The organism is Pseudophaeobacter profundi (assembly GCF_029697505.1).
Taxonomy (GTDB): domain Bacteria; phylum Pseudomonadota; class Alphaproteobacteria; order Rhodobacterales; family Rhodobacteraceae; genus Pseudophaeobacter; species Pseudophaeobacter profundi.
Genome location: NZ_JARJEF010000004.1, coordinates 251,113 through 272,795 on the forward strand (window position 1 = coordinate 251,113; position 21,683 = coordinate 272,795).

General features: G+C 58.7%; 16 protein-coding genes and 2 tRNA genes. 9 read left to right on the forward strand and 9 right to left on the reverse strand.

Annotated features, from left to right (window positions below):
* Nucleotides 1-83: 83 nt before the first annotated feature.
* The 4 genes from P2081_RS09215 to P2081_RS09230 form a co-directional block, all read right to left on the reverse strand.
* Nucleotides 84-1,295: a phosphopentomutase gene (locus tag P2081_RS09215; protein WP_278922580.1), complete on the reverse strand. Its 1,212-nt coding sequence runs from the start codon at nucleotides 1,293-1,295 to the stop codon at nucleotides 84-86.
* Nucleotides 1,295-2,599, reverse strand: a complete 1,305-nt coding sequence (locus P2081_RS09220; protein WP_278922581.1) for a thymidine phosphorylase — start codon at nucleotides 2,597-2,599, stop codon at nucleotides 1,295-1,297. Before P2081_RS09220 ends, P2081_RS09215 begins: the two co-directional genes overlap by 1 nt.
* A 3-nt stretch (nucleotides 2,600-2,602) precedes the next feature.
* Nucleotides 2,603-2,995 (reverse strand): cytidine deaminase, encoded by a 393-nt coding sequence (locus tag P2081_RS09225; RefSeq protein WP_278922676.1) that lies wholly within the window; start codon nucleotides 2,993-2,995, stop codon nucleotides 2,603-2,605.
* Nucleotides 2,996-3,155: 160 nt separating this feature from the next.
* Nucleotides 3,156-4,280 (reverse strand): cupin domain-containing protein, encoded by a 1,125-nt coding sequence (locus tag P2081_RS09230; protein ID WP_278922582.1) that lies wholly within the window; start codon nucleotides 4,278-4,280, stop codon nucleotides 3,156-3,158.
* Nucleotides 4,281-4,463: 183 nt separating this feature from the next.
* Between P2081_RS09230 and P2081_RS09235 the strand changes: the two genes are divergently transcribed.
* The 3 genes from P2081_RS09235 (at nucleotide 4,464) to P2081_RS09245 (ending at nucleotide 7,898) form a co-directional block, all read left to right on the forward strand.
* Nucleotides 4,464-6,737, forward strand: a complete 2,274-nt coding sequence (locus P2081_RS09235; protein ID WP_278922583.1) for an NADP-dependent malic enzyme — start codon at nucleotides 4,464-4,466, stop codon at nucleotides 6,735-6,737.
* Between the two features lie 167 nt (nucleotides 6,738-6,904).
* Complete coding sequence (locus P2081_RS09240; protein ID WP_278922584.1) at nucleotides 6,905-7,657, forward strand: sirohydrochlorin chelatase; 753 nt, start codon at nucleotides 6,905-6,907, stop codon at nucleotides 7,655-7,657.
* Nucleotides 7,658-7,824: 167 nt separating this feature from the next.
* Nucleotides 7,825-7,898 (forward strand) — tRNA-Cys (locus P2081_RS09245).
* A gap of 365 nt (nucleotides 7,899-8,263) precedes the next feature.
* Here the strand turns inward: P2081_RS09245 and P2081_RS09250 are convergent.
* The 3 genes from P2081_RS09250 to P2081_RS09260 are packed head-to-tail and all read right to left on the reverse strand — an operon-like array spanning nucleotide 8,264 to nucleotide 9,645.
* Nucleotides 8,264-8,461: a hypothetical protein gene (locus P2081_RS09250; RefSeq protein WP_278922585.1), complete on the reverse strand. Its 198-nt coding sequence runs from the start codon at nucleotides 8,459-8,461 to the stop codon at nucleotides 8,264-8,266.
* 52 nt (nucleotides 8,462-8,513) lie between these two features.
* Nucleotides 8,514-9,521 (reverse strand): tyrosine-type recombinase/integrase, encoded by a 1,008-nt coding sequence (locus P2081_RS09255; RefSeq protein WP_278922586.1) that lies wholly within the window; start codon nucleotides 9,519-9,521, stop codon nucleotides 8,514-8,516.
* Nucleotides 9,508-9,645, reverse strand: a complete 138-nt coding sequence (locus tag P2081_RS09260; protein WP_278922587.1) for a hypothetical protein — start codon at nucleotides 9,643-9,645, stop codon at nucleotides 9,508-9,510. Before P2081_RS09260 ends, P2081_RS09255 begins: the two co-directional genes overlap by 14 nt.
* Before the next feature lie 1,010 nt (nucleotides 9,646-10,655).
* On the opposite strand from P2081_RS09260, the gene P2081_RS09265 reads away from it, so the two are divergent.
* Both P2081_RS09265 and P2081_RS09270 read left to right on the forward strand, forming a co-directional pair.
* Nucleotides 10,656-11,954: a hypothetical protein gene (locus tag P2081_RS09265; RefSeq protein ID WP_278922588.1), complete on the forward strand. Its 1,299-nt coding sequence runs from the start codon at nucleotides 10,656-10,658 to the stop codon at nucleotides 11,952-11,954.
* A gap of 305 nt (nucleotides 11,955-12,259) precedes the next feature.
* Nucleotides 12,260-13,027 (forward strand): DUF8608 domain-containing protein, encoded by a 768-nt coding sequence (locus P2081_RS09270; RefSeq protein WP_490363264.1) that lies wholly within the window; start codon nucleotides 12,260-12,262, stop codon nucleotides 13,025-13,027.
* Nucleotides 13,028-13,196: 169 nt separating this feature from the next.
* On the opposite strand, the gene P2081_RS09275 is transcribed toward P2081_RS09270, so the two are convergent.
* On the reverse strand, nucleotides 13,197-13,427 hold the full coding sequence (locus P2081_RS09275) for a thermonuclease family protein (RefSeq protein ID WP_278922590.1): 231 nt from the start codon (nucleotides 13,425-13,427) through the stop codon (nucleotides 13,197-13,199).
* Between the two features lie 760 nt (nucleotides 13,428-14,187).
* Here P2081_RS09275 and P2081_RS09280 point away from each other — a divergent pair.
* From P2081_RS09280 to P2081_RS09290, 3 genes are all read left to right on the forward strand, one after another.
* Nucleotides 14,188-17,691: an ATP-binding protein gene (locus P2081_RS09280; RefSeq protein ID WP_278922591.1), complete on the forward strand. Its 3,504-nt coding sequence runs from the start codon at nucleotides 14,188-14,190 to the stop codon at nucleotides 17,689-17,691.
* A 28-nt stretch (nucleotides 17,692-17,719) separates the two neighbouring features.
* The gene (locus P2081_RS09285; protein WP_278922592.1) at nucleotides 17,720-17,977 is read left to right on the forward strand and encodes a DUF4242 domain-containing protein; all 258 of its coding nucleotides are present in this window, start codon (nucleotides 17,720-17,722) and stop codon (nucleotides 17,975-17,977) included.
* A 116-nt stretch (nucleotides 17,978-18,093) separates the two neighbouring features.
* Entirely contained in the window at nucleotides 18,094-19,521 is a 1,428-nt protein-coding gene (locus tag P2081_RS09290; RefSeq protein ID WP_278922593.1) for an FAD-binding oxidoreductase, read from the forward strand.
* Nucleotides 19,522-19,927: 406 nt separating this feature from the next.
* Here P2081_RS09290 and P2081_RS09295 read toward each other — a convergent pair.
* Nucleotides 19,928-20,014: transfer RNA gene (locus tag P2081_RS09295), tRNA-Leu, on the reverse strand.
* A 229-nt stretch (nucleotides 20,015-20,243) separates the two neighbouring features.
* Between P2081_RS09295 and hemN the strand changes: the two genes are divergently transcribed.
* Nucleotides 20,244-21,599, forward strand: coding sequence for an oxygen-independent coproporphyrinogen III oxidase (hemN, locus tag P2081_RS09300; RefSeq protein ID WP_278922594.1), 1,356 nt, complete (start codon nucleotides 20,244-20,246; stop codon nucleotides 21,597-21,599).
* Nucleotides 21,600-21,683: the final 84 nt, after the last annotated feature.

Here is a 21,683-nt window from a genome sequence, read left to right on the forward strand (position 1 = left end):
GTCTCCTACTATGAATTCCGACTTTCCTTGCGCGGTCTTATGCGGGCTCCCCCCTTGGGGGCAAGTCTGTTTTGATCCGCTGGTCAAAGAAAACTCTGGCCGGGCCCGCGGTTTTCGACCCCCAGATGTGCCGCAACAGAGGCCGCGACATCGACAAAGCGGCAGGTTCCCAGGCTACCAGTACCACACCCCGCCACCAGAACGGGCACCTGTTCGCGAGTATGATCGGTTCCGGGCCAGCTGGGGTCATTGCCATGATCCGCCGTCAACAGCAGCATGTCATCCTGGCGCAAACGCAGCAACAGCTTGCCGAGTTCGGCATCAAACCATTCCAGCGCACGGGCATAGCCAGCAATATCGCGGCGATGGCCATAAAGGCTGTCGAACTCGACAAAATTGGCAAATGTCAGGCTACCGTCCTCGGCCCCTTCGATGCTGCGAGCCAGATGCTGCATCAGTCGTACATCCGGGCCTTTTTGCAAGCTATCAATACCCTGCATCGAGAAGATATCGCCAATTTTGCCAATGGCATGCACCCGGTGACCGGCCTCCTGCAGCCAATTGGTCAACACCGGTGCAGGCGGCTGAATAGCAAAGTCGCGCCGGTTGCTGGTCCGGCTGAACCCGGTTTCTGACCTGCCGATAAAGGGGCGCGCAATGACGCGGCCCACCTTCATGGCATGCAGTCGGGGGGCCACCATTTCGCAGAGCGCCAACAGCCGGTCCAGGCCAAAGCTTTCTTCGTGGGCGGCGATCTGAAACACGCTGTCGGCAGAGGTATAGCAGATTGGCTGCCCCGTACGCATATGTGCCGCGCCATGGCGGGCAATAATGTCCGTACCAGAGGCATGGCAATTGCCCAGAATTCCGTCCGACCCGGCCGCCTGCGCGACATAGTCGGCCAGTTCAGCCGGAAAGGCAGGGGTGGTATCGGGAAAGAAGCACCAGTCCCAGGGAACCGGCAGGCCGGCAAGCTCCCAGTGACCCGAGGGGGTATCCTTGCCCTGGCTCACCTCGGTCGCCGCGCCCCAGCGTCCCTCTGGCGGAGCGGTAAGGCCGGGAAAGGGCTGCGGCGAGGCCAGCCGCATCGCGGCCCCCAGGCCAAGGCGGTCCAGGTTCGGCAGATGCAACGGCCCCGAACGCCCTGTCTCGGCCTGGCCGGCAGCACAAGCCTGGGCGATATGCGCCAGGGTATTGGCTCCAAGATCCGGCAGATCGCCATTGTAAAAATCACTGGCATCCGGTGCCCCGCCAATGCCCACGGAATCCATCACCACCAAAAAGGCACGCGCCATCAGCTGACCCTTTCATATACAAGCGGCGGCAGCTCTGGAGCACGATCCGCCAGGGTCAAGGCCTGCAACAGGCTTGCCTCGGCCTCCAGGGCGGCGCTTTCGCGCGCAGCATGGATCCGCGCCACTGGCGCCCCGGCATCAACCCAGTGCCCCAGCCGCACGAGATCGGAAATGCCGACAGCCGGATCCACCTGATCCGCCTCCACCATGCGGCCGCCCCCCAGCGCGACCACTGCAAGCCCCAGCGCCTCGCCATTCAGGGCCACAACAAAGCCAGAGCGGGGCGCCGTGACCTCGCGGATGACCGGGGCCACAGGCAGATAGCGTTGCCAGTCGCTGGCAAAATCCACAGGTCCGCCCTGGGCCGCCACCATCTGGCCAAACCGCTGCGCCACCCGGCCACTCAGCAAAAGATCAGAAATCTGGCGCGCCCCCATAGCCACATCCGCTGCCAGCCCTGCCCGGACAAGCAGCTCTGCGCCAAGTGCAGCGGTAATATCGATCAGCGGACAGGTCTTGCCCGCAGTCAAGGCCCGCATCACCTCGGCCACCTCCAGCCCATTGCCAAGTGCTCGCGCAATCGGCTGGTTCATATCGGTGATCAGCGCCGTGGTCTTGCAGCCCGCCGCAGTCGCCGTCTCGACCAGGGACCGCGCCAGGGCGCGGGCCTCTTCAGGGGTTTTCATAAAGGCACCAGAACCAAGTTTGACATCCATCACCAGGGCTTCGGGGCTGGCGGCGAGCTTCTTTGACAGGATAGACGCCGTGATCAGATCAAGGCTTTCGACCGTGCCCGTGACATCGCGAATAGCATAGAGCCGTTTGTCCGCCGGGGCGATCCGCCCGGTTGCCCCGACAATGGCACAGCCAACCTGCGCAGTGATCGCCTGCAGTCTTTGTTCGGAAATCTGCGTCGTGACGCCGGGGATGGCCTCCATCTTGTCCAGCGTTCCCCCAGTGTGGCCCAGCCCGCGGCCGGAAATCATCGGCACGTAGACACCACATTCGGCCAGGGCCGGCGCCAGCAACAACGAAACACAATCCCCCACCCCGCCGGTCGAGTGCTTGTCCATCACCGGCCCCGGCAGATCCCAGTGCAGCACATCGCCGCTGTCACGCATCGCCAGGGTCAGCGCCCGCCGCCCCGCAGGCTCTAGCCCCTGCAGGCAGACCGCCATGGCAAAGGCACCCGCCTGGGCATCACTGACATGACCATTGGCCAGCCCCTCGACAAACCATCCCAGCTCGGCCTCGCTGGGCTGCTGTCCCCGGCGTAATTCGGCAATGATGGCACGTGCATCCATCGATCAGCTCCGCTCCATATGACCCGCGTCAAAGGCACCGGGCAACAGGTCGCCAATGGTAGTTTGCTGCTCCAGCCCATCGATGGTGCCCAGGGTCACCATCACCGAAGGGCCGCCAAACTCTTTCAGCTTTTGCCGACACCCGCCACAGGGCGGCACCGGTGCGGGGCTGTCCGCAACCACATAGACCTCGGCCAGGTCGCGCTCTCCGGCGGCGACCATCGCGGCAATGGCGCCGGCCTCAGCGCAGGTGCCTTCGGGATAGGCGACATTTTCCACGTTGCACCCCACGTAGACCGCCCCCGAAGCACTGCGCAGTGCCGCCCCGACCTGGAAATTCGAATAGGGCGCATAGGCGTTCTGGCATACGGCGCGGGCGGCATCTTTCAAGGTCATCATCAGGTCTCGCTGGCTTGGGTCAACAGGTGGAAAGGCAACAGGATAGGGGCAAGCGCGGGCAAAGGTAAAGCCTGCGTCCTGGGCCACAGCAGGGGGCGCCCTGTCTGATGGCCCCGTCTGATGGCCCCGGTCAGGTCAACCGGTCAGGTCAAATCGGTCAGGCAGGTTCTGCCCCCGGTTCCGCCCCAGCCTGCATCAGGGTGGTCTTGAACACCCCCGGCAGGCTGACCTCCAGCAGTTCCAGATCGGCACTGGCCGCGCTAAGCCGGGTTTGCATCCCCGGCGGAATCACAAAGGCGTCGCCCTGCTCCAGCGGGTAGGGATCGCGCCCCTCGCCTTCCAGCGTCACGCTCCCATTCATTACGAAGGTGAAATGGATGTCGGTATCATGCGCAGCCCAGACCGGATCACCTGCACCGGTCGCCGGGCGCACCACCTGCACGCCTGCAACGCCTTTGGTATTTGCGGCGATGGTGGTGTCGCGGCAGTCAAACCCCGGCAAACGGAAGGGTTGCCAAGCGGCACCTTCGGCCCTGTTGTAGACAAACCGCTGTCCCTGCCATTCGCGCTCGGGCCGCAGATGCTGCGTTGGCAGGGTCATGTCGTGGTCGATCTCGGTCACATGTTCTGCCGGAACGCCGATTTCAATCACCTGCACATTGTCACTGGCCTCCAGCACCCGGTGGCGAATTTCCGGCGGCTGGATAAAGCAATCGCCAGCGGTAAGCCGCATCTTGTCCCCCTGATCTTCATAGAGCACATCAACCCAGCCGTGGATGCAAAAGATCAGCTGAAAGCCAACCCGGTGGAAATGCACCATATCCGGCACCGGCCCGCCATCGGGGATGCGGATATGGCTGGCAATGATAGAGCCCCCCAGCCGATCCGGCACCAGATCACGATAATGCATGCCCGCCCGGCCAATCACCCAGGGGGCCTGATCCTTGAGGCGGCGCACCACAAAGCTGTGCACGGTTTTGGGCATCACCATGGGCGGGTGGCGCTCTTCGATTTCAATCCGGGTGCCATTGGGCGCAGTCAGCCGTCGCTGGCCATCGGCAAATCCGTCCGGATCGTCACACAGGATGCGCAGGGTGCCAGGCGGCTCGCTTGCTGCCCGGTCGATGCACAGGCGCAGACCGTGCCCGGAAAACACGGCAACCTGGGGATCATCCGCCGGATAGATCATATCCATCTTCATTCCAAGAACCTTGGTGAAAAACGGTATGTCATCGCGCAGCTCCTGCGTTGGCAGGCGCATTTCTGCTATGATTTCATTCATCTATTTCCCCTTTATCACTGGGGCTGGTTCTGTGATCTGTCAAGTCTGCCCCCCCTTTGCGCCACAGTGCGGCGAAGTTTTCCATTGCGCAAGAGAGGCCAGATCACGTTAGCTGGACAAAAGCCGGTTTCCCCGGCGTCTAAATTGGTTTAACGTTAAACTATACACCCTGTGGAGCCCCCTATGTCTGACACCCCTTCGCTGCGCGATGCCGCCCTGCGCTATCACGAATTCCCGCGTCCGGGAAAATTGGAAATCCGCGCCACCAAGCCGATGGCCAATGGCCGTGATCTGGCACGCGCCTATTCCCCCGGCGTGGCCGAGGCCTGTCTGGAAATCAAGGCAGATCCGGCGAATGCGGCGCGCTATACCGCGCGGGGCAATCTGGTGGCGGTTGTTACCAATGGCTCTGCGGTGCTTGGCTTGGGCAATATCGGCGCATTGGCTTCAAAACCGGTGATGGAAGGCAAGGCCGTTCTGTTCAAGAATTTCGCCGGCATCGATTGCTTTGACATCGAACTGAACGAGAGCGACCCGGAAAAGCTGGCCGATATCGTCTGCGCCCTGGAACCCAGCTTTGGCGCCATCAACCTGGAAGACATCAAGGCCCCTGACTGCTTCATCGTGGAAAAACTGTGCCGCGAGCGGATGAATATTCCAGTGTTTCACGATGACCAGCACGGCACTGCCATCGTGGTGGGCGCGGCAGCGAAGAACGCGCTGCATGTGGCGGGCAAGCGGTTTGAAGACATCAAGATCGTCTCGACCGGCGGCGGCGCAGCAGGAATTGCCTGCCTGAATATGTTGCTGAAACTTGGGGTGAAGCGGGAAAATATCTGGCTATGCGACATTCATGGGCTGGTCTATGAGGGCCGCCAGGAAGACATGAACCCGGAAAAAGCCGCCTTTGCCCAGGCCAGCGACCTGCGCACTCTGGATGACGTCATTGGCGGGGCCGACCTGTTCCTCGGCCTGTCTGGTCCCAATGTGCTGAAACCCGAAATGGTGGCAAAGATGCGGCCGCAGCCCATTGTCTTTGCCCTGGCGAACCCCAACCCCGAGATCCTGCCAGAGGCCGCGCGCGCCGTGGCACCCGACGCAATCATTGCAACCGGACGCAGCGATTTTCCCAACCAAGTCAATAACGTGTTGTGCTTCCCCTTTATCTTTCGCGGCGCGCTGGACGTTGGCGCCAGCGAAATCAACGACGAGATGCAGATCGCCTGCGTCGAAGGCATCGCAGAACTGGCCCGCGCCACCACAAGCGCCGAGGCAGCCGCCGCCTACAAAGGCGAGCAACTGACCTTTGGTGCCGATTACCTGATCCCCAAACCCTTTGATCCGCGGCTGGTGGCCGTGGTCTCTTCGGCAGTAGCTGAAGCCGCGATGAAAAGCGGCGTGGCTGCCCGGCCGATTGACGATCTGGAGGCCTATAAACAGCGGTTGAACCAGTCGGTGTTCAAATCGGCGCTGCTGATGCGTCCGGTCTTTGATGCCGCCCGCGCTGCCGCCCGCCGGATTGTCTTTGCCGAAGGAGAAGACGAACGGGTGCTGCGCGCCGCCCAGGAAGTTCTGGAAGAAACCACCGAAACCCCCATCCTGATTGGCCGCCCAGAGGTGATCGAAGCCCGCTGCGAACGCCTTGGCCTGCGAATTCGCCCCGACCGCGATCTGCAGATCGTGAATCCGGAAAATGATCCGCGCTACTACAACTACTGGAACAGCTACCACCAGATCATGCAGCGCGAAGGCGTCACGCCGGATCTGGCCAAGGCGATCATGCGCACCAATACGACCGCGATTGGTGCCATCATGGTCCACCACGGCGAGGCCGACAGCATGATCTGCGGGACCTTTGGTGAATATCGCTGGCATCTGAACTATGTAAACCAGGTGCTGGGTGGCGAAGGCTATGCGCCGCACGGTGCCCTGTCGATGATGATCCTTGAGGACGGGCCGCTGTTCATCGCCGACACCCAGGTGCGGATCGAACCCACCCCGGAACAGATTGCCGAAACCGTCATGGGGGCCGCGCGGCATGTGCGCCGCTTTGGCATCGAGCCACAGATCGCCCTGTGCTCGCAATCACAGTTCGGCAATATCGCCTGCGACACGGGCGCCCGCCTGCGGGCCGCGATAGAGATCCTCGATGCCAAGCACTGCGACTTTACCTATGAAGGCGAGATGAACATCGACACTGCGCTCGACACCGAGTTGCGGAGCCGGATCTTCCCCAATTCACGACTGAACGGCGCTGCCAATGTCCTGGTCTTTGCCCATGCCGACGCGGCCTCTGGCGTGCGCAATATCCTCAAGATGCGCTCTGACGGGCTTGAGGTTGGGCCAATCCTGATGGGCATGGGCAACCGCGCCCATATCGTCAGCCCGTCGATTACTCCACGTGGCCTGCTGAACATGGCCGCCATTGCCGGTACCCCCGTGGCGCATTACGGCTAGGCAAACAGCCCTTGGAGAGGGGGGGGCAGCCCCCCCCCTCTCCTCCCCTGCCGCCCCGCCAGAAGGCCGCGACAGCAGGTGAATATGACCAAAGCCCCCTAGCGTCGGGCAAAAGGCCACATATATCGGGGCCAGCGACAGCCACTCCCAGCAAAACAGAGCCCACAATGCCCCCTTCTCCCAGCGTTCCAGCAGACCGACTCCTGCAGGCAAGCACAGCCCGCAGCGCGACCAAAACAGTGGTAATCGTGGCGCATGGCCAGCCCTCTGCCCCAGAGCCCGCCGAACGCGCCCTGGCCCAACTGGCAGCGCAGGTTGCCCGGTTCCTGCCCGGCTGGGATATCCGCTCTGCGACCCTGGCGCAGCCCGACCGCCTGGAGACGGTGATGCGAAAGGGCGCCCTGGTCTATCCCTTCTTCATGGCTGACGGCTGGTTCACCACCAAGGTTCTGCCACAGCGGCTGACCGCTATTGGCCACCGCCAGCTCCCACCATTTGGTCAAGACCCAGCCCTGCCAGAATTCTTGGCCAGCATGGTTCAACAGGCCCTTGCCGCGCAGACCGCAACAGCAGAAAACCACACCGCCCAAGACAGCCTGCTGCTTGCCGCACATGGATCTGCCCGCGGCCCGAAGGCGGCAGCAGCCACCGAACGCTTTGCCACCGCACTGCGCCCCCTGCTGCCCGGCCTGGATCTGGTCACAGGTTATATTGAGCAAGCCCCCTATCTGGCTGATATAGCTGAGATAATGCCGCCTCAAAGCCTCTGCTTGCCGTTCTTTGCCCAGTCTGGCGACCACGTCACACAGGACATTCCCGCAGCCCTCGCCAAGGCCAAGTTTCAAGGCAGGCTGCTGCCAGCCCTCGGCACCGCGCCCCAGATCGCACAGCTCATCGCCAAAGCCATTCGGCGCGCCTGACCCAGCCCCAGCACCCGAAATTTTGAGCCGCGAAACATCCGAAATTGACAGCTCGTTTTTTCAAGGTTCTTTGTCACTTTGGCCCTTGCGAAGGCAACCGAACCTAAATAGAAGGTGTGTCAGACTGTGTGGCAGGACACCACCCGCCACGGTTAAGTCATTGAAAAGGCGAGTTGGCGGAGTGGTGACGCAGCGGATTGCAAATCCGCGTACACCGGTTCGATTCCGGTACTCGCCTCCATTTAAAATCAATCACTTAGCCAAATTTTGATAGCTGACACTATCGGCGTCTAAACAAATGTCTAAACATTCTGTTTTTGTTCTGTTCTGCTTTGCGTCTCTCGAGAACATGCCCGTTCACTAGACAGAAAGTCTCACTTGACCAGTTGGGCCGCTAGATTGGGCAGGCGTTTTACCGTCCACTGCAAAGGAAACTACAATGCTAGACACCATCGGCCTGCCAGGCCTTTTCCTAATCGTCGTGATAGTGATCGTGTTTATTGTTGTTAGATGGCTCACAAGCCTCTAAGCGGTACCAGGTGAACTCATGCACTGGCAGTGCGACACCATCATGTCGCGAAATCCGCACCTCAGATGCAGTCTGGTTCAGGCATCCCCAAGAGCAATCAAAAGCAGAATGGCCAGCAAAGGGCTGCCTACAATCGAAATCAACACCCAGATTACAGGATCCCGCCTTCGAGCGCGCGCCATGTCGGCTGGAAGAAAGACAAACAGCCATAAGATGAAGTAAAGTGCGGCAATGGCCGCAGCCAGTCCAACAAGCCCACCGAGCAGTTCAACCATAGAAACACAATCTTCAATTAGAACGAAATCGCTTAAGGTTCTAACGTGGTGTTTAAGCGCCAAACTTTCCAGTTCGTTTTTGCTGCGCCTGAAGCGCGCGAGCCTTTTGCCGCACTTTTTTAGTGTAATGCAGAACCATTGCCGGGCTTTGACCAGTCACCGAGGCCACCAGCTCATCGCTGCAGCCCGCTTCTACAAGCTCACAGGCTGCGTTGTAGCGCCAGCTATGGATATCGTAGCGAATGGCACCAATGCGCTCCCTGACGTTTCTGACAGCCTGTGATGCACCGCGATATGACCAACGATTGGTTCCGCGCTCATTGGTCAAGATAAACACCGAATGCCGACTAGCGCCATTCAGCGCTGCTTGCAGTTCCGGCAGGATCGGAACCCAGAGTTCCTTGCCAGTCTTGTTCTGGCGAATAACAAAGCCACCATCCTGAATATCGGACCAGCGCATCTCCAAAACGTCTCCGATCCTCTGCCCCGTCCCGAGGCACAGTTCCATAAGCAGCCGTTCCCGCGTTCCGAAGGCGCATGCACCGCGATAAGCTTCAAGCAGCTCCTGAGGCCAAGGATCACGCTGCTGCTTTTCCGATTTGATCTCTGACACGCCCTTGGCTGGGTTGCTATCGCACCAGCCGAGATCCACACAATGCTCCATGAGGACCCGCAGCACACGCAGCGAGTAATTCGCGAAGTAAATCTTGTCCGCATTCGCGTCCCGCAACCGGATGACGTCTTTGCGCTTCATGTTAACTGGATTGGCATCAGCCATGATTGACAGGAAGAATTCCAGATATTTGTCATAATCGAGCGCAGTTCTTGGCTTGAGCCGCGTATAACGTGGCGACTTTCGGTAATCACTGATCAAAGCTGAGAAGCTCCGAACGTTGACCCGCTTGGGCTCCGCCCTGCCCGCAAGAATGTCGGCATATTCCTTCCAGAAATCAGCCGACCCAAAGTCGTGCTGGAACTTTCTGGACGGCCAGCCACGACGCTGAAAGTATAGCCCGTTTCGCTGCCGATAGACATGCTTGGGAAGTTCACGCTTTGCCATGACGCATTTCTATCCTCTCAAATTCGTCAACGGTTGACCCGCTTTCGAATTTAACCTCGATCCGCCGACCTTCGACAACAACGGCCGAGACGGCCTTTCCGGCACGTTCAAGTGCTTGGAGCAAGCTGATTGCTTTCTGTTCTGTAATTGCCGAACTCACTTGTCAGCCCTTTCCCTTAAGGCGGTTTGCGCGACCCACGGGACGAATGGGGAAGCCCATGCAAACCTCTGTTGAAAGAACTCTAAAGCATTGGAATCGTAGCTGACAAACGGAACTGCGCCCGTTTTCTACTGACACTCTTTTGGCCTGAAATAAGCGGCTCCAAAAAATGATTCAATTCCAGAGGCGTGTCAGGATATTGCAAGGGGTTCGCAAATTGAGTGAAACATTACCACACGCGCTTGTGATGGTGTTGAAACATTTTGCTGAGTACCCAGCCTAAAACCCGAGCTCGAAACAGCAAATGTTACAGAAAAAGAGTGTCAGTAAATGTATACAGGAACAAGGGGGGAGGTGTTTGTGGCTCGCCCTTCTCTTCCTCCGATACTTAAAGTCTCCGGAAGAAAAGGGCTTGAGGCGAAAGAATAGCAGGCGTGCGGGCAAAATGGAACGCTCAAGGCACCGCTTCCACTCTTTGGCGCCCCCACTTCCTGCAGCAAAGCCATAGGGGCCCTCTTTGCTAGCGTCTAAGCGCCCCTATGGCTGCGAAAACTCTTCTCCCACCGAAGGAGCTGAAAACCGCAGGAGGTCAGCAATGCGCAGTAACCGGCCTTTGCAAAGTCCGAGTTTTCCCCAAAATCACAGTTCGCTACCGCTGCCACGCCCCGTTGGAAACGGCCATTGATGAAGCCTCCGTCGAGGTCTCGAATGTGACGTACGGCTCAGTAGACGAAGTCGGCCCTGACTGGTTCTTATCGATCTGCTGGCCGCGGAGAGGCGCTATATCGACAGGTCCCCCTGAAATAACAATCCATAGCTGTAGTGTTCAGTTACAACGCCGGAGAAAGAGCGCGATTTCTATTAGCCGCACACGGAACTATTACCCCGACTGCATCAACCCCGCATCGCACCTTGGAGTTGACCAAAAATTCGCATACATCTTGTTGAAAGTGTGCGAATTGAAGGAACTTATAGTGTCCCGTTGGTCTAACGAATTTGAAAACCATCCCATTCACGAGCTATTAAATCAAGCTGACGAGTACCTTGAAACAGGAGTGGAAGACACGGACGCGGCGCTTGAGGACGAACGCCGAAGAATTAAGAATGTGTTGGGCAACCTGCGCGAAATTGTAGCCGGGTTGGACCCAGAGTATTATCCCAAACAGATTCTAGACCAAATTCACCAGCATTTCACTCCCCATGTGCTTGGGCAGCTTAAAGCCTATTCAGCCAACCCAGCTGTTGACCAACTACGCGCCGCGAACGACCAGGCGACAGCGCAGGTGGCGAATACCTATATTCTTGCGGCAATGTCCCGCCCGCAAGAAGCTAAAGAGGCCATTCAGAATGCTCAGGATGCTTTTGGCTCCTTTGCCTATTCAATGGAAACCACCGCAAACGAGTCAGACGAACGCTTTACAAAGCATGAAGCAGAACTGGCGTCAGTTGGCAAGAAAGTGGCGACGTTGATGCAAGCACTCAATGAGCTGGATGCGTCCGCAAATGACAAACTGACAGAATGGCAAGACGACTTTACTGAAAAGCAAACGACACGCGCAGAAGAGTATTCCACGGCACAAATTGAGCGAGAAAAGAAGTTTGCAATAAACCTTAAGGAGCAACAGGAGAAGTTTGACCAAGAGCGAACCGATACCCTCGCCAAACAACAAGCTCACTTCGACACCGCATTTCAGGATTTCAAGAAATCGGCTGGAAGCGCCAACAAAGACATTCACGAAAAGCAGGAAACTATCCGAAAATTGCATGATTTGGTGACCGATGAAACGGTGACGGGTGGATACCATAAGAGCGCAAGAGATGAGGGGAAGGCGGCAAATTTTTGGCGACTTTCTTCCATTGGGTGCCTTCTGATTACGGCAATATGGCTTGGTTTGAAGGTCAAGTCTGGATTTGCGCCTTTAGAGGGTGGTGGGGTGAATTGGCCCGACGTAATCGCTGCGTCGTCACTCACAGCCATATTTCTCTACGCAGCGGGCTACACGTCCCGCCAATCGAAGATGCACCGCGACAACGAGACGTTGCTGCGCTCTTACGCACTTGAAACACAAGCCTTGGACCCGTTCATTGCAAGCTTGGATTCGAAGGAACAGCAGGCGGTCAAAGCAGAACTGGTACGGCGCATGTTTGGACAACAGAACGCGAACGGCACTAAGGAACCAACGAAGTTAGATGATGGTACGGTAAAGACATTGGTGGATAAGGTTTCTGATACCGTCAGTGATGTAGTGGGCAAGGTCGTGGATAAAGGATGACAAATGTGGGCGTAACCTCGCTGTCGCAGCGACCGGCCAGAAGCGGACACTCGCCGGGTACGCTATCGCCGCGGTGCAGTTTCCTCAAACCGGACCCCTATGGCGTCGTGCGGCATGATCGGGAAGGTGAAGGTTCCCTGAGCAGACGTTCTCAAAAAAGCGGGATGAAATGGGTCTTCTTAAGCGACGGTTGTGTCCAGTTTACCAAATTCGGACCTTATACCGGATACGGCACCTATTTTGAATTGGTGCGAAACAGAATCGGTAATACTCGCGTAAACTAACGAGCGGAATGGAGTTCTATGATGGCAACTGACCGGTCCATTTGGCAGAGATACGTCGACGAAAATTTCAGCAAATCCTATCCATGTCCACGTTGCACCAAGGGGCGGGTTCGGCGTGGAACTAACGATGTTATTCTAGTTGAACCACATCATTCAAAACGAGAACACGTGAGTGAGGATTGGGAGCCTGACTGGATCAGAATGTCATTCACGACCATGTTGAACTGCGATCAAGAAAGTTGTGGTGAAGTTGTCGCGGTCAGCGGTCGCGCAGTTGTTGAGCACTATTGTCATTACGGATGGGGTGAAGAACCGGAAGACAGTGGTTACGCGACTTGGTTGCGGCCAACCAGTATGTTTCCTGCTCCTCCGCTTTTTCCAATAGCCAAAAATATACCTAAGAAGGTCAAGGACGAACTGAAGTTGGCATTCCAGCTTTTTTGGACAGATCGTTCGGCATCAACATCAAGACTACGCACAAGTCTTGAGCGTGTGCTCGACGATCAAGGTGTTGCGATGAGCGAACCAGACAAAAGCGGAAAACTGCGGCGTCTCACACTCTTCGAACGGATAGATCGTTTTGGCAAAGCGTCTCAAGATGTGGACATAGCAGAGTCGATGACTGCAATGCGTATTGTTGGAAATCTCGGAACACACGGCGACGAAGTTGTCGACGGGGATTACTTCGATTTGTTGGACGTTTATGAAGACGCACTTGCAGAGATATACGACCAAAAAACGGCCAAGCTCAAAGCCAAGAAGGCGGCCCTTATTGCACTGAAGCATTAAGGTCAAACTCTGTTCGATTTAATGGGTCGCGATGAGCGCAATTTAGTGTCAGTTCTTGCAGTTTATGGTCAAACGCTGGGTGGCCGTTCCGAAGTTTGGAGCCGTTCGCCGCGCCCGCAGTACTGGAGCTGGGTCCGACAGTCAGCATTGGGCTGACTGCCGCCAATACCTACTTATTGAATACCTGCATATGCCCTCTTTGGCGTGCCGCCGCCTTCCAGTGTTTTTTACGCACGCCTTCGGGCTCAAGATGGGCGTATTTTCCGCCTGAAAACTTTGGCCAGTCCAAAGCTAGCCCTAAGCGCACCATTTCTGCGCTCAAGTCGCGCCCGTCTGGTAGGAAACAGGTTGCGACCAGACGATCGTAAGAGAGCTCTGGTTCGATCTCTGCTGTGATCACCTGCCCTCTACAAAGCTGAACAAGCTCCCACTTGGCTTACGAAAGAGGGAAATTTCGATCTAAACATTCACGCAATGTTCCCCGCATTTCAGCCTTATATCTAAACATAATTCCACGTATTTCCAGACAGATACCTAGTCTTGCAAATCCGCGTACACCGGTTCGATTCCGGTACTCGCCTCCATTTAAAAGCAATCACTTACATCACTCCTTGCCATGTTTGAGGCCCCGCGTTTACAGGGGTGTTTACATTTTTGTGTCTTGAGACAGTGATTTTGCTCGATTGAGCATGCGCAAGGCCGCATCGCTTTCGTCCGGGCTAACCTGCGCATAATGCTCGATTGCCTGCGCCACGTAGCGAACTGCCCCCCCTTCAGCACCGCGATCTGGCGCAGAGACAGATCGGCATTCAGCAATCTTGTCGCGGCCGCCCCGCGTGTATCGGACAAAGTCTGCTCTCGGCCATCGATCCACGGGAGGGCTCTGCCATCCTGGATCGGGCGAATAGTTGCCGATCCAGGATGGCGGTACAGAGGCGTCCTGACCCCACGATATCCGCCTGCTTTCGACCAGACCGATCAAACGATCAAATCGTTCAAGGCCTAGGATTTTCCGGCAATACATTCACGAATATTGAACTTAAGAAGTCTGCGCGGATTCACCATAGTCAACCAAAAGCTGCATCATACGCCTATAAACAACCGCCCAACGGCGCGCACCATACCTTGAGGGAATCGCACCTTAGTGCCATAATATTGAAATGGGCAAAACTGTTGAAAGCTGGCTACGTGGTCTAGGCTTGCAGCGATATGCGGATGTGTTCCACAAGAACGACATCGGCATGCGCGCCCTGCCCCACGTCATGGAAGAGGATCTGGCACACCTCGGCGTCAGCCTCGGGCATCGCCGCCTGCTGATGGCCGCTATCACGGATCTAACCGCCAAGCCCACCGCCGCAGAGCAGAGCCAAGCAGCAGCAGTTGAACGGCGCCACCTGACGGCTTTTTTTGCAGATCTCGCGGGCTATACCGAGATGACAAACAGATATGGTCCGGAAAAAATTCGACGGCTTATTCAGGACTATCAGGATACCGTCGCCCGCAGCGTGTCGCGCTTTGGCGGCAATATCGCAAAGTATCTGGGCGATGGGCTTCTGGTCTATTTTGGATGGCCGGTCGCCTATGAGGACCACTCCTATCGCGCCCTTGCAGCCGGGCTGGATACGCTGCAGCGGGCGCAACAGCTAAAAGCCCCGGACGGCAGCCCCATCTCTGTGCGGATCGGTGTCGCCAGCGGGCTGGTGGTTGTCGGCGATCTGGTGGGCCAGAGCACCCGCGAGGAAGGGGCAGTGACCGGGCACATCATGAACCTTGCCGCCCGCCTGCAGGCGCAGGCCCCGGTGAACAGCCTGATCATTCCGGCGGATATGAAGCCCTTGCTGGGCAATGCCTTTACCTTCAAAACCCTTGGCCCGCTGCACTTGAAAGGGTTCGACACACCGCAGGACGCGCTGCAGGTGCTGGGCGAAACCAGAGCAGAGAGCCGATTTCACAGCCTGCATCATGCCTATGACAACCGCATCGTCGGTCGCGCCCATGAACGGGGCATGCTGGAGCAGATCTGGGCACGTGTACGGGCGGGCAGTGGCGAGGCTGTGGTGCTGTTCGGCGAGGCCGGGATCGGCAAATCGCGCCTGGTAGAGGATTTCCTAGACCGTCAGGTGCCCCTTGAAAACACCGACATCATCCGGCTCAACGGATCGCCCTATTTCACCACCACCCCATTTCACCCGGTGGCAGACCGCATCTCGCATGACGCGGATCTGGCCCCGATAGACACACCCGAGGAAATGGCGGCAAAGCTGCGGGACTTGCTGGAGCGGCGGAGCACCCCCGATCTGGATCGGGTGCTGTCGGTCTATGCGATGCTCGCGGCACCGCAGGCCAGGGTCGCGGCTCCGGTGGCCTCACTGGCACCAGCAGAGCAGAAGGAACTGATCAGCCACACCCTGCTGGAGGTGATCCGGATCCGGGCCTCTGTAAAGCCGGTGCTGATCGTGGTGGAGGATGCCCATTGGATCGACCCCTCGACGGCGCGGCTGATGGACCGGATCGTGGCCACCTGCAGCGAGATTCCGATCATGGTGCTGCTGACGCACCGGCCAGAGTGGGACAGCGGATGGCAGACCCGGCACAGCAATGCCACCATCCTGCACCTGTCCAGTCTCGATGCGGTTCAGGCGGCAGAATTGGTGGCGCAGGTCACCACCCATGTGCCCGACCAGACGATAATTGCCGAAATCATCAACCGCACCGATGGGGTGCCGCTCTTTATCGAAGAGGTCGCCCGCACGGTCTGCTCCAACGCCAACAAGGCCCCTACGGAAGTGCCCGCCTCGCTGCAGGGGGCCATGATGGCGCGCCTTGATCTGGTGCCGGAGGATGCCAAGATCGCTGCGCAGATGGCCTCTGTCTTCGGGCGCGAATTCTCCCCGGATCTGTTGGCCCGGGTCATGGACTGCCCGGAAAGCGCGGTAATGTCGATGCTGGCAGAGCTGTGCCGCTCCGGACTGATTTACGAAAGCGATCAGCGTCGCGATGCCTATATCTTTCACCACGCCTTGCTGCGGGACACAGCCTATCATTCAATGGTGTCAGAGGATCTGAAAAACTGTCACCTTCGGGTGGCAGAGGCCCTGCTGGATCTGCGCCCCGCGTTGGTCGCACGCGAGCCGGAGCTTGCAGCCCGCCATTTTTCCGAGGCCGGTCAGCACCAGCCCGCCTGCACCTACTGGCGCGCAGCAGCGGAGAAAGCGCTCGCCCGCTCGGCTGGTGACGAAGCCGCCGCCTGCGCCGAAGCCAGCCTTACCGAGGCCAAGCATCTGGGCAACAGCGCCCTATCCGAGCAGATCACCGCCCTGATCCTGATCGGGCGCAGTCATGAAAACACCGGCCGCCTCAGCGACGCGCTGGATACGCTGCACCTCGCCGCGCAAATGGCGCAGGACGCCGGGCTCGATGCTTTGGTGAGCAAGGCAGGATATTGGCTGGCGGACGCCTCACTGATGTTCAGCACCGGCGTAGAAGCAGCCTATGAAACCTGTTTTAATGCGCTCAAGAAGGTTCCCCCAGAGGATGAACCCGAACGATGCCGCCTGCTGAGCCAATTGGCCCGTTGCGCGATGCACCTTGGCCGGTTTAGCCAGAGTGCCGAATACAGCAAGGCGGCCGTGAGCCTGGCCAGCCGCCTTGGCGACAGCAAGGCGCAATTCGCCGTGATGATGTCACGCCTCTTTGCCCCGGTGGCTGCCCGCGATCTGCAAGAGGTTACCAACTGGCGCAGCCGCCTTGCCGACATGCAGGATCTTGCCGACACGCTGGGCGACATCGACCGGGGACGCGACCGATCACTGCGGTTCTATGTGGCGATGGAGATGGGGGACCGTGACCTGGCCGAGAAGGCGCTCGACAGTCTGAACCAGGTTGGACAGACCCGCAATCATCCGCAGCTGAACTGGATCAGCCAGCACGCCCGCGCCATGCTGGCCATCCTCGACGGTGATTTTGCCGGTGCCGAAGCCTATGCCAAAACCGCGCTGAAGATCGGCCACCAAACCCATGGCACCCATGTCGAAGGCGTCTATGGCATGCAGATGTTCACCCTCCGACGCGAGCAGGCTCGACTTCACGAAGTCGCCCCGGTGATCCGTAGACTGCTCGACGATCACCCAGATGAGATGGCTTGGAAGCCAGGTTTTGGCGTGGTCGCTGCGGAGCTGGGCCACAAGGACGCCGCCCGCCGCATTCTGGTGGAAATTGCCAACACTGGCTTCGACCTGCCGCTGGATGCGCTTTACTCGACCACACTCGCCTATCTTGCCGATATCTGCACCGAGGTCTGCGAGACCCGAATGGCGGCGCAGATCTACGAGCTGCTGCTGCCCTATCGTGACATCACCGTGATGGCGGGGGTCACCACGGTTTGCAACGGTGCTGCCGGACGACGGCTTGGCGCTCTGGCCGCCCTTATGGGGGACTGGCAGGCAATGGAAGACCATTTTGAAACGGCACTGGCGCTCGATAGCCGGATGCGCGCCGCACCGTGGGCGGCCCATACAAGGTCCGCCTATGCCTGTGCCCTGCGTCGCCGCGGGCGTCCACAGGACGAAAAGGCAGCCACCCTGCTTTCGGTTGCGGCGATGGAGGCCGGAATGAAATACGGCATGACCGCCCTGACCACGCACTTGCGTGGGCAGGTTAACTAAAAACCCAACTGGCAGATTGGAGGACGAGATGCCACGCTTTCTGATTGAGAGAGACTTCGCCCGGAAGCTTGAAATTTCAGACGATGCAAAGCTGCACATCAAGGAAATCAACGACACGGAAGGGATCGAATGGATTTTTTCCTTCCTCAGCGCTGACAAACGCAAGACGTACTGCCTCTATGAAGCGCCGGATGAAGAATCAATCCGACGTGCGTCAAAACGGCTGGATATCCCGGCCGATGTGATTACGCCCGTAGACAAAGTAGACCCAGGCCTGTTCGCCTGATCCCGCCCAATCAGGCCCTCATCGCAAGCCTGTTTTGACACCCTGAGTGCGCAACAAAAAACGACCCTTGGCATTGCAGGCAAGCGACCTCCACCCGAACCGGAGGACCTTGACCCATGCCAGTTTTCACATCCCTCACCGGAGCCCCCACAGAGATTTCAGATGCCGCCGTCGACACCTTTGCCGCCAGCCTGCGCGGCGACCTCTGCCCTCCGGGCAGCGACGGCTACAAGACGGCCAGAACCCTGTGGAACGCGATGAGCGACCGGCACCCCGCGCTTGTGGTCCGCGCGCTTGGCGCAAGCGACGTGCAGAAGGCCGTCACATTCGCGCGTGAGAATGGTCTGCTGCTTGCGATCCGCTCTGGCGGGCATCAGATCGCCGGGCATGCGGTAGCAGACGGGGCCTTGCTTCTGGATCTGTCCCTGATGCGCTCGGTTCAGGTTGACCCGGCGCGGCAGCGCGCATGGGTCGAACCCGGAGCGCTGCTCGGCGATGTCGATAAGGAAACGCAGGCCCATGCCTTGGCGGTGCCGACCGGCATAAACTCCACCACCGGCATCGCCGGGCTGACACTGGGAGGCGGTTTCGGCTGGATCACCCGCAAGTACGGGTTGACCATCGACAATCTTCTTTCGGCAAGGGTCGTGACGGCGGACGGACAAGTCATGACGGCGAGCGCCGAGGAAAACCAAGATCTGTTCTGGGCCCTGCGTGGCGGTGGCGGCAACTTTGGCGTCGTGACCTGTTTTGAATTCCAGCTGCATCGGGTCGGCCCGGAGGTGCTTTCCGGGCTGGTGGTGCATCCGCTGTCCGCCGCCGAAACACTGCTGCCGGCCTTTGCCCGGATCGCCGATCAGGCGCCGGATGAGCTGACGATCTGGAGCGTGCTGCGCCTGGCCCCGCCGCTGCCCTTCCTGCCAGAGAAGTGGCATGGCACGCCGGTGCTGATCTTCGCGGCCTGCTATGTCGGAGATATGAAGGCGGGCACCCAGGCACTGGCCGAGTTGCGCGGTCTCGGCACCCCAATCGCCGATGTCATCGGTCCACATCCGTTCACCGGCTGGCAGGCCGCCTTTGACCCCCTACTAACGTCCGGCATGCGCAACTACTGGAAAAGTCACGATTTTGACAGCCTGCCTTCCGAAGCCATCAGCACGCTCACCGCCTCAATTACCAGCCTTCCGGATCCGTCCTCGGAAATCTTTATCGCCCATTTAGGGGGCCGGATGGCAATGATCTCAGAGACGGCAACCGCCTTCCCCTCGCGCGCGGCCCATTTTGTGGTTAACGTTCACACCCGATGGGAAGCCCCGGCGCAAGACGAGAGCTGCATCGCCTGGGCTCGCACCCTGTTCGACGATCTCGCCCCATATGCGATGGGCAGCGTCTATGTGAACTTCATGCCCGAAGATGAGGCCGCACGCCTGTCCGGTGCCTATCGGGGAAACATGCACCGCCTGCATCAGGTCAAGACACGTTACGATGCCGACAACCTCTTCCGCGTAAACCACAACATTACGCCCGAGAATAAATCACACTGAATCTGTCGGGCGGAATCGGTAGCGCGCCCTTCCGGCAATCCTGCCCCTATGCGTTCCGACAGGACCAGTGCGGCTGCCTGTGCAGTGGAACGACAAGGCATCAGTGGATCAAGACGGTTGATCTGTTGGTCGGTGAAACGGACGAGGACTGAACAGAGTGCTGGAATAGTCCTGCCGCGACAACGGTTTGACAACATTCTTCACCCTCGGAGCGGGAGCGCGAGGATGTGCCAGCCTACATTCTTGGGGGTAACCACAATAGGTGTGGGAAAGTGCCCTAGCCTTCATAAGGCGCAGACAGATCAATTGTCACGCGGTTGGCTATTAGACCTGCCGGTGACAAAAAGGCGGTCTAGAGGATGGTGTGAAAACCGGTATTTAGCCCAACCCGTCTTGCTTGACTAAATGGTGCCCAGGAGAGGACTCGAACCTCCACATCGTTGCCAATACTAGCACCTGAAGCTAGCGCGTCTACCAATTCCGCCACCTGGGCAGGTGTCGTGAGAGGCCGTATAAGACGATGCAAGAGGCAGGTCAAACGGAAACGCACCGTCGTAGAAAAAAACTTTGCAGACCAGGGATTCTTGGCAAAATCCAACTGAACTCCCCATTCTATCAATATCTTACTCAGGCCAATATTTCTGCTAGCGGGGCGCAAATATTTCTTTGCTTATTTGATCCTGCGCAAGGTCGAGCGCCGCGATAACCGACAAAACAGATGTATGAAACAGATTGATCGCCTTGCTGCGCTTGGGCTTTTTGACAGCCGCGTGCCCCGCTACACCTCTTATCCCACCGCCCCGGTGTTCAGCCCCGATATCGGGCTGGACCTCCAGCGCCGCGCCCTGGCTGCGCTGGATCCAGCCGTGCCGGTCTCGGTCTATATCCACATCCCCTTTTGCGAGCGGCTGTGCTGGTTCTGCGCCTGTCGCACCCAGGGCACCCAATCGATCAGCCCGGTTGAAAGCTACCTGACCACCCTGGAGGCAGAGCTTTCGCTGCTGGCGCAGGATTTGCCTGCCGGGCTGCGCATGGGGCGGCTGCACTGGGGGGGCGGCACACCGACCATTCTGCCACCGGCGCTGATCCACCGTCTGGCCCAGGCGGTAAAGGCGGTGTTCCCGCATACGCCGGATTGGGAATTTTCGGTCGAAATTGACCCCACCCTGGTGGATCGCGACAAGATTGCCGCCCTCGCCGCCGAGGGCATGAACCGCGCCAGTATCGGCATTCAGGATTTTGACCCGCTGGTGCAACAGGCAATTGGCCGGGATCAACCCTATGAGGCAACGCTGGCCTGCGTGGAGGATCTGCGCGCGGCCGGGATTCAGTCGCTGAATGCCGATCTGGTTTATGGGCTGCCGCATCAAAACAGCGACCGCATGGCCGACACCCTGGACAAGGTGCTCAGCCTCAAGCCTGATCGCATTGCGCTGTTTGGCTATGCCCATGTGCCCTGGGTGGCAAAGCGGCAGAAACTGATCGACGAAACGGTACTGCCGGGGGATCTGTCACGCCACGCACTTGCCGGACAGGCGGCTGATGCCTTTGCTGCCGCCGGGTTCACGGCCATTGGCATTGACCACTTTGCCCGGCCCGATGATGGCCTGGCAAAGGCGGCTGAAACCGGACATCTGCGGCGCAACTTCCAAGGCTACACCGAAGATATCTGCCCCAGCCTCATTGGCATTGGTGCCTCGTCCATCTCGCGCTTTGCCGAAGGATACGTCCAGAATGCCCCTGCCACCCCTGCCTATATCAAACGGATCGAAGCAGGTCATCTGGCCGGATCCCGCGGCCATGAAATGACTGACACAGATCTAATGCGGGCCCGCGCCATCGAAATGATCATGTGCGATTTCACCCTGGACCGGCAGGCGCTGCGCCAGCAGTTCGGGGCCGAAGCCGACAGCCTTCAGGCCGATCTTGCGCGGATACAGGCCCGGTTTGGTGATTTTGTCACCCTCAGCGATGACAGACTGGAAATTCCCCCCGAAGGCCGCCCCCTGACCCGGCTGATCGCCAGCCTGCTGGACGCCCATATGCCCAGCGACGCCAAGTTCAGCCGCGCCTCTTAGCGGGCAAAAAACTGGCCTGCCGCTGCCACCTTGGCGACGTCGCGCCAGGGGCAGCCAAAGCGGGTCCAGCCCGGCACAAACAAA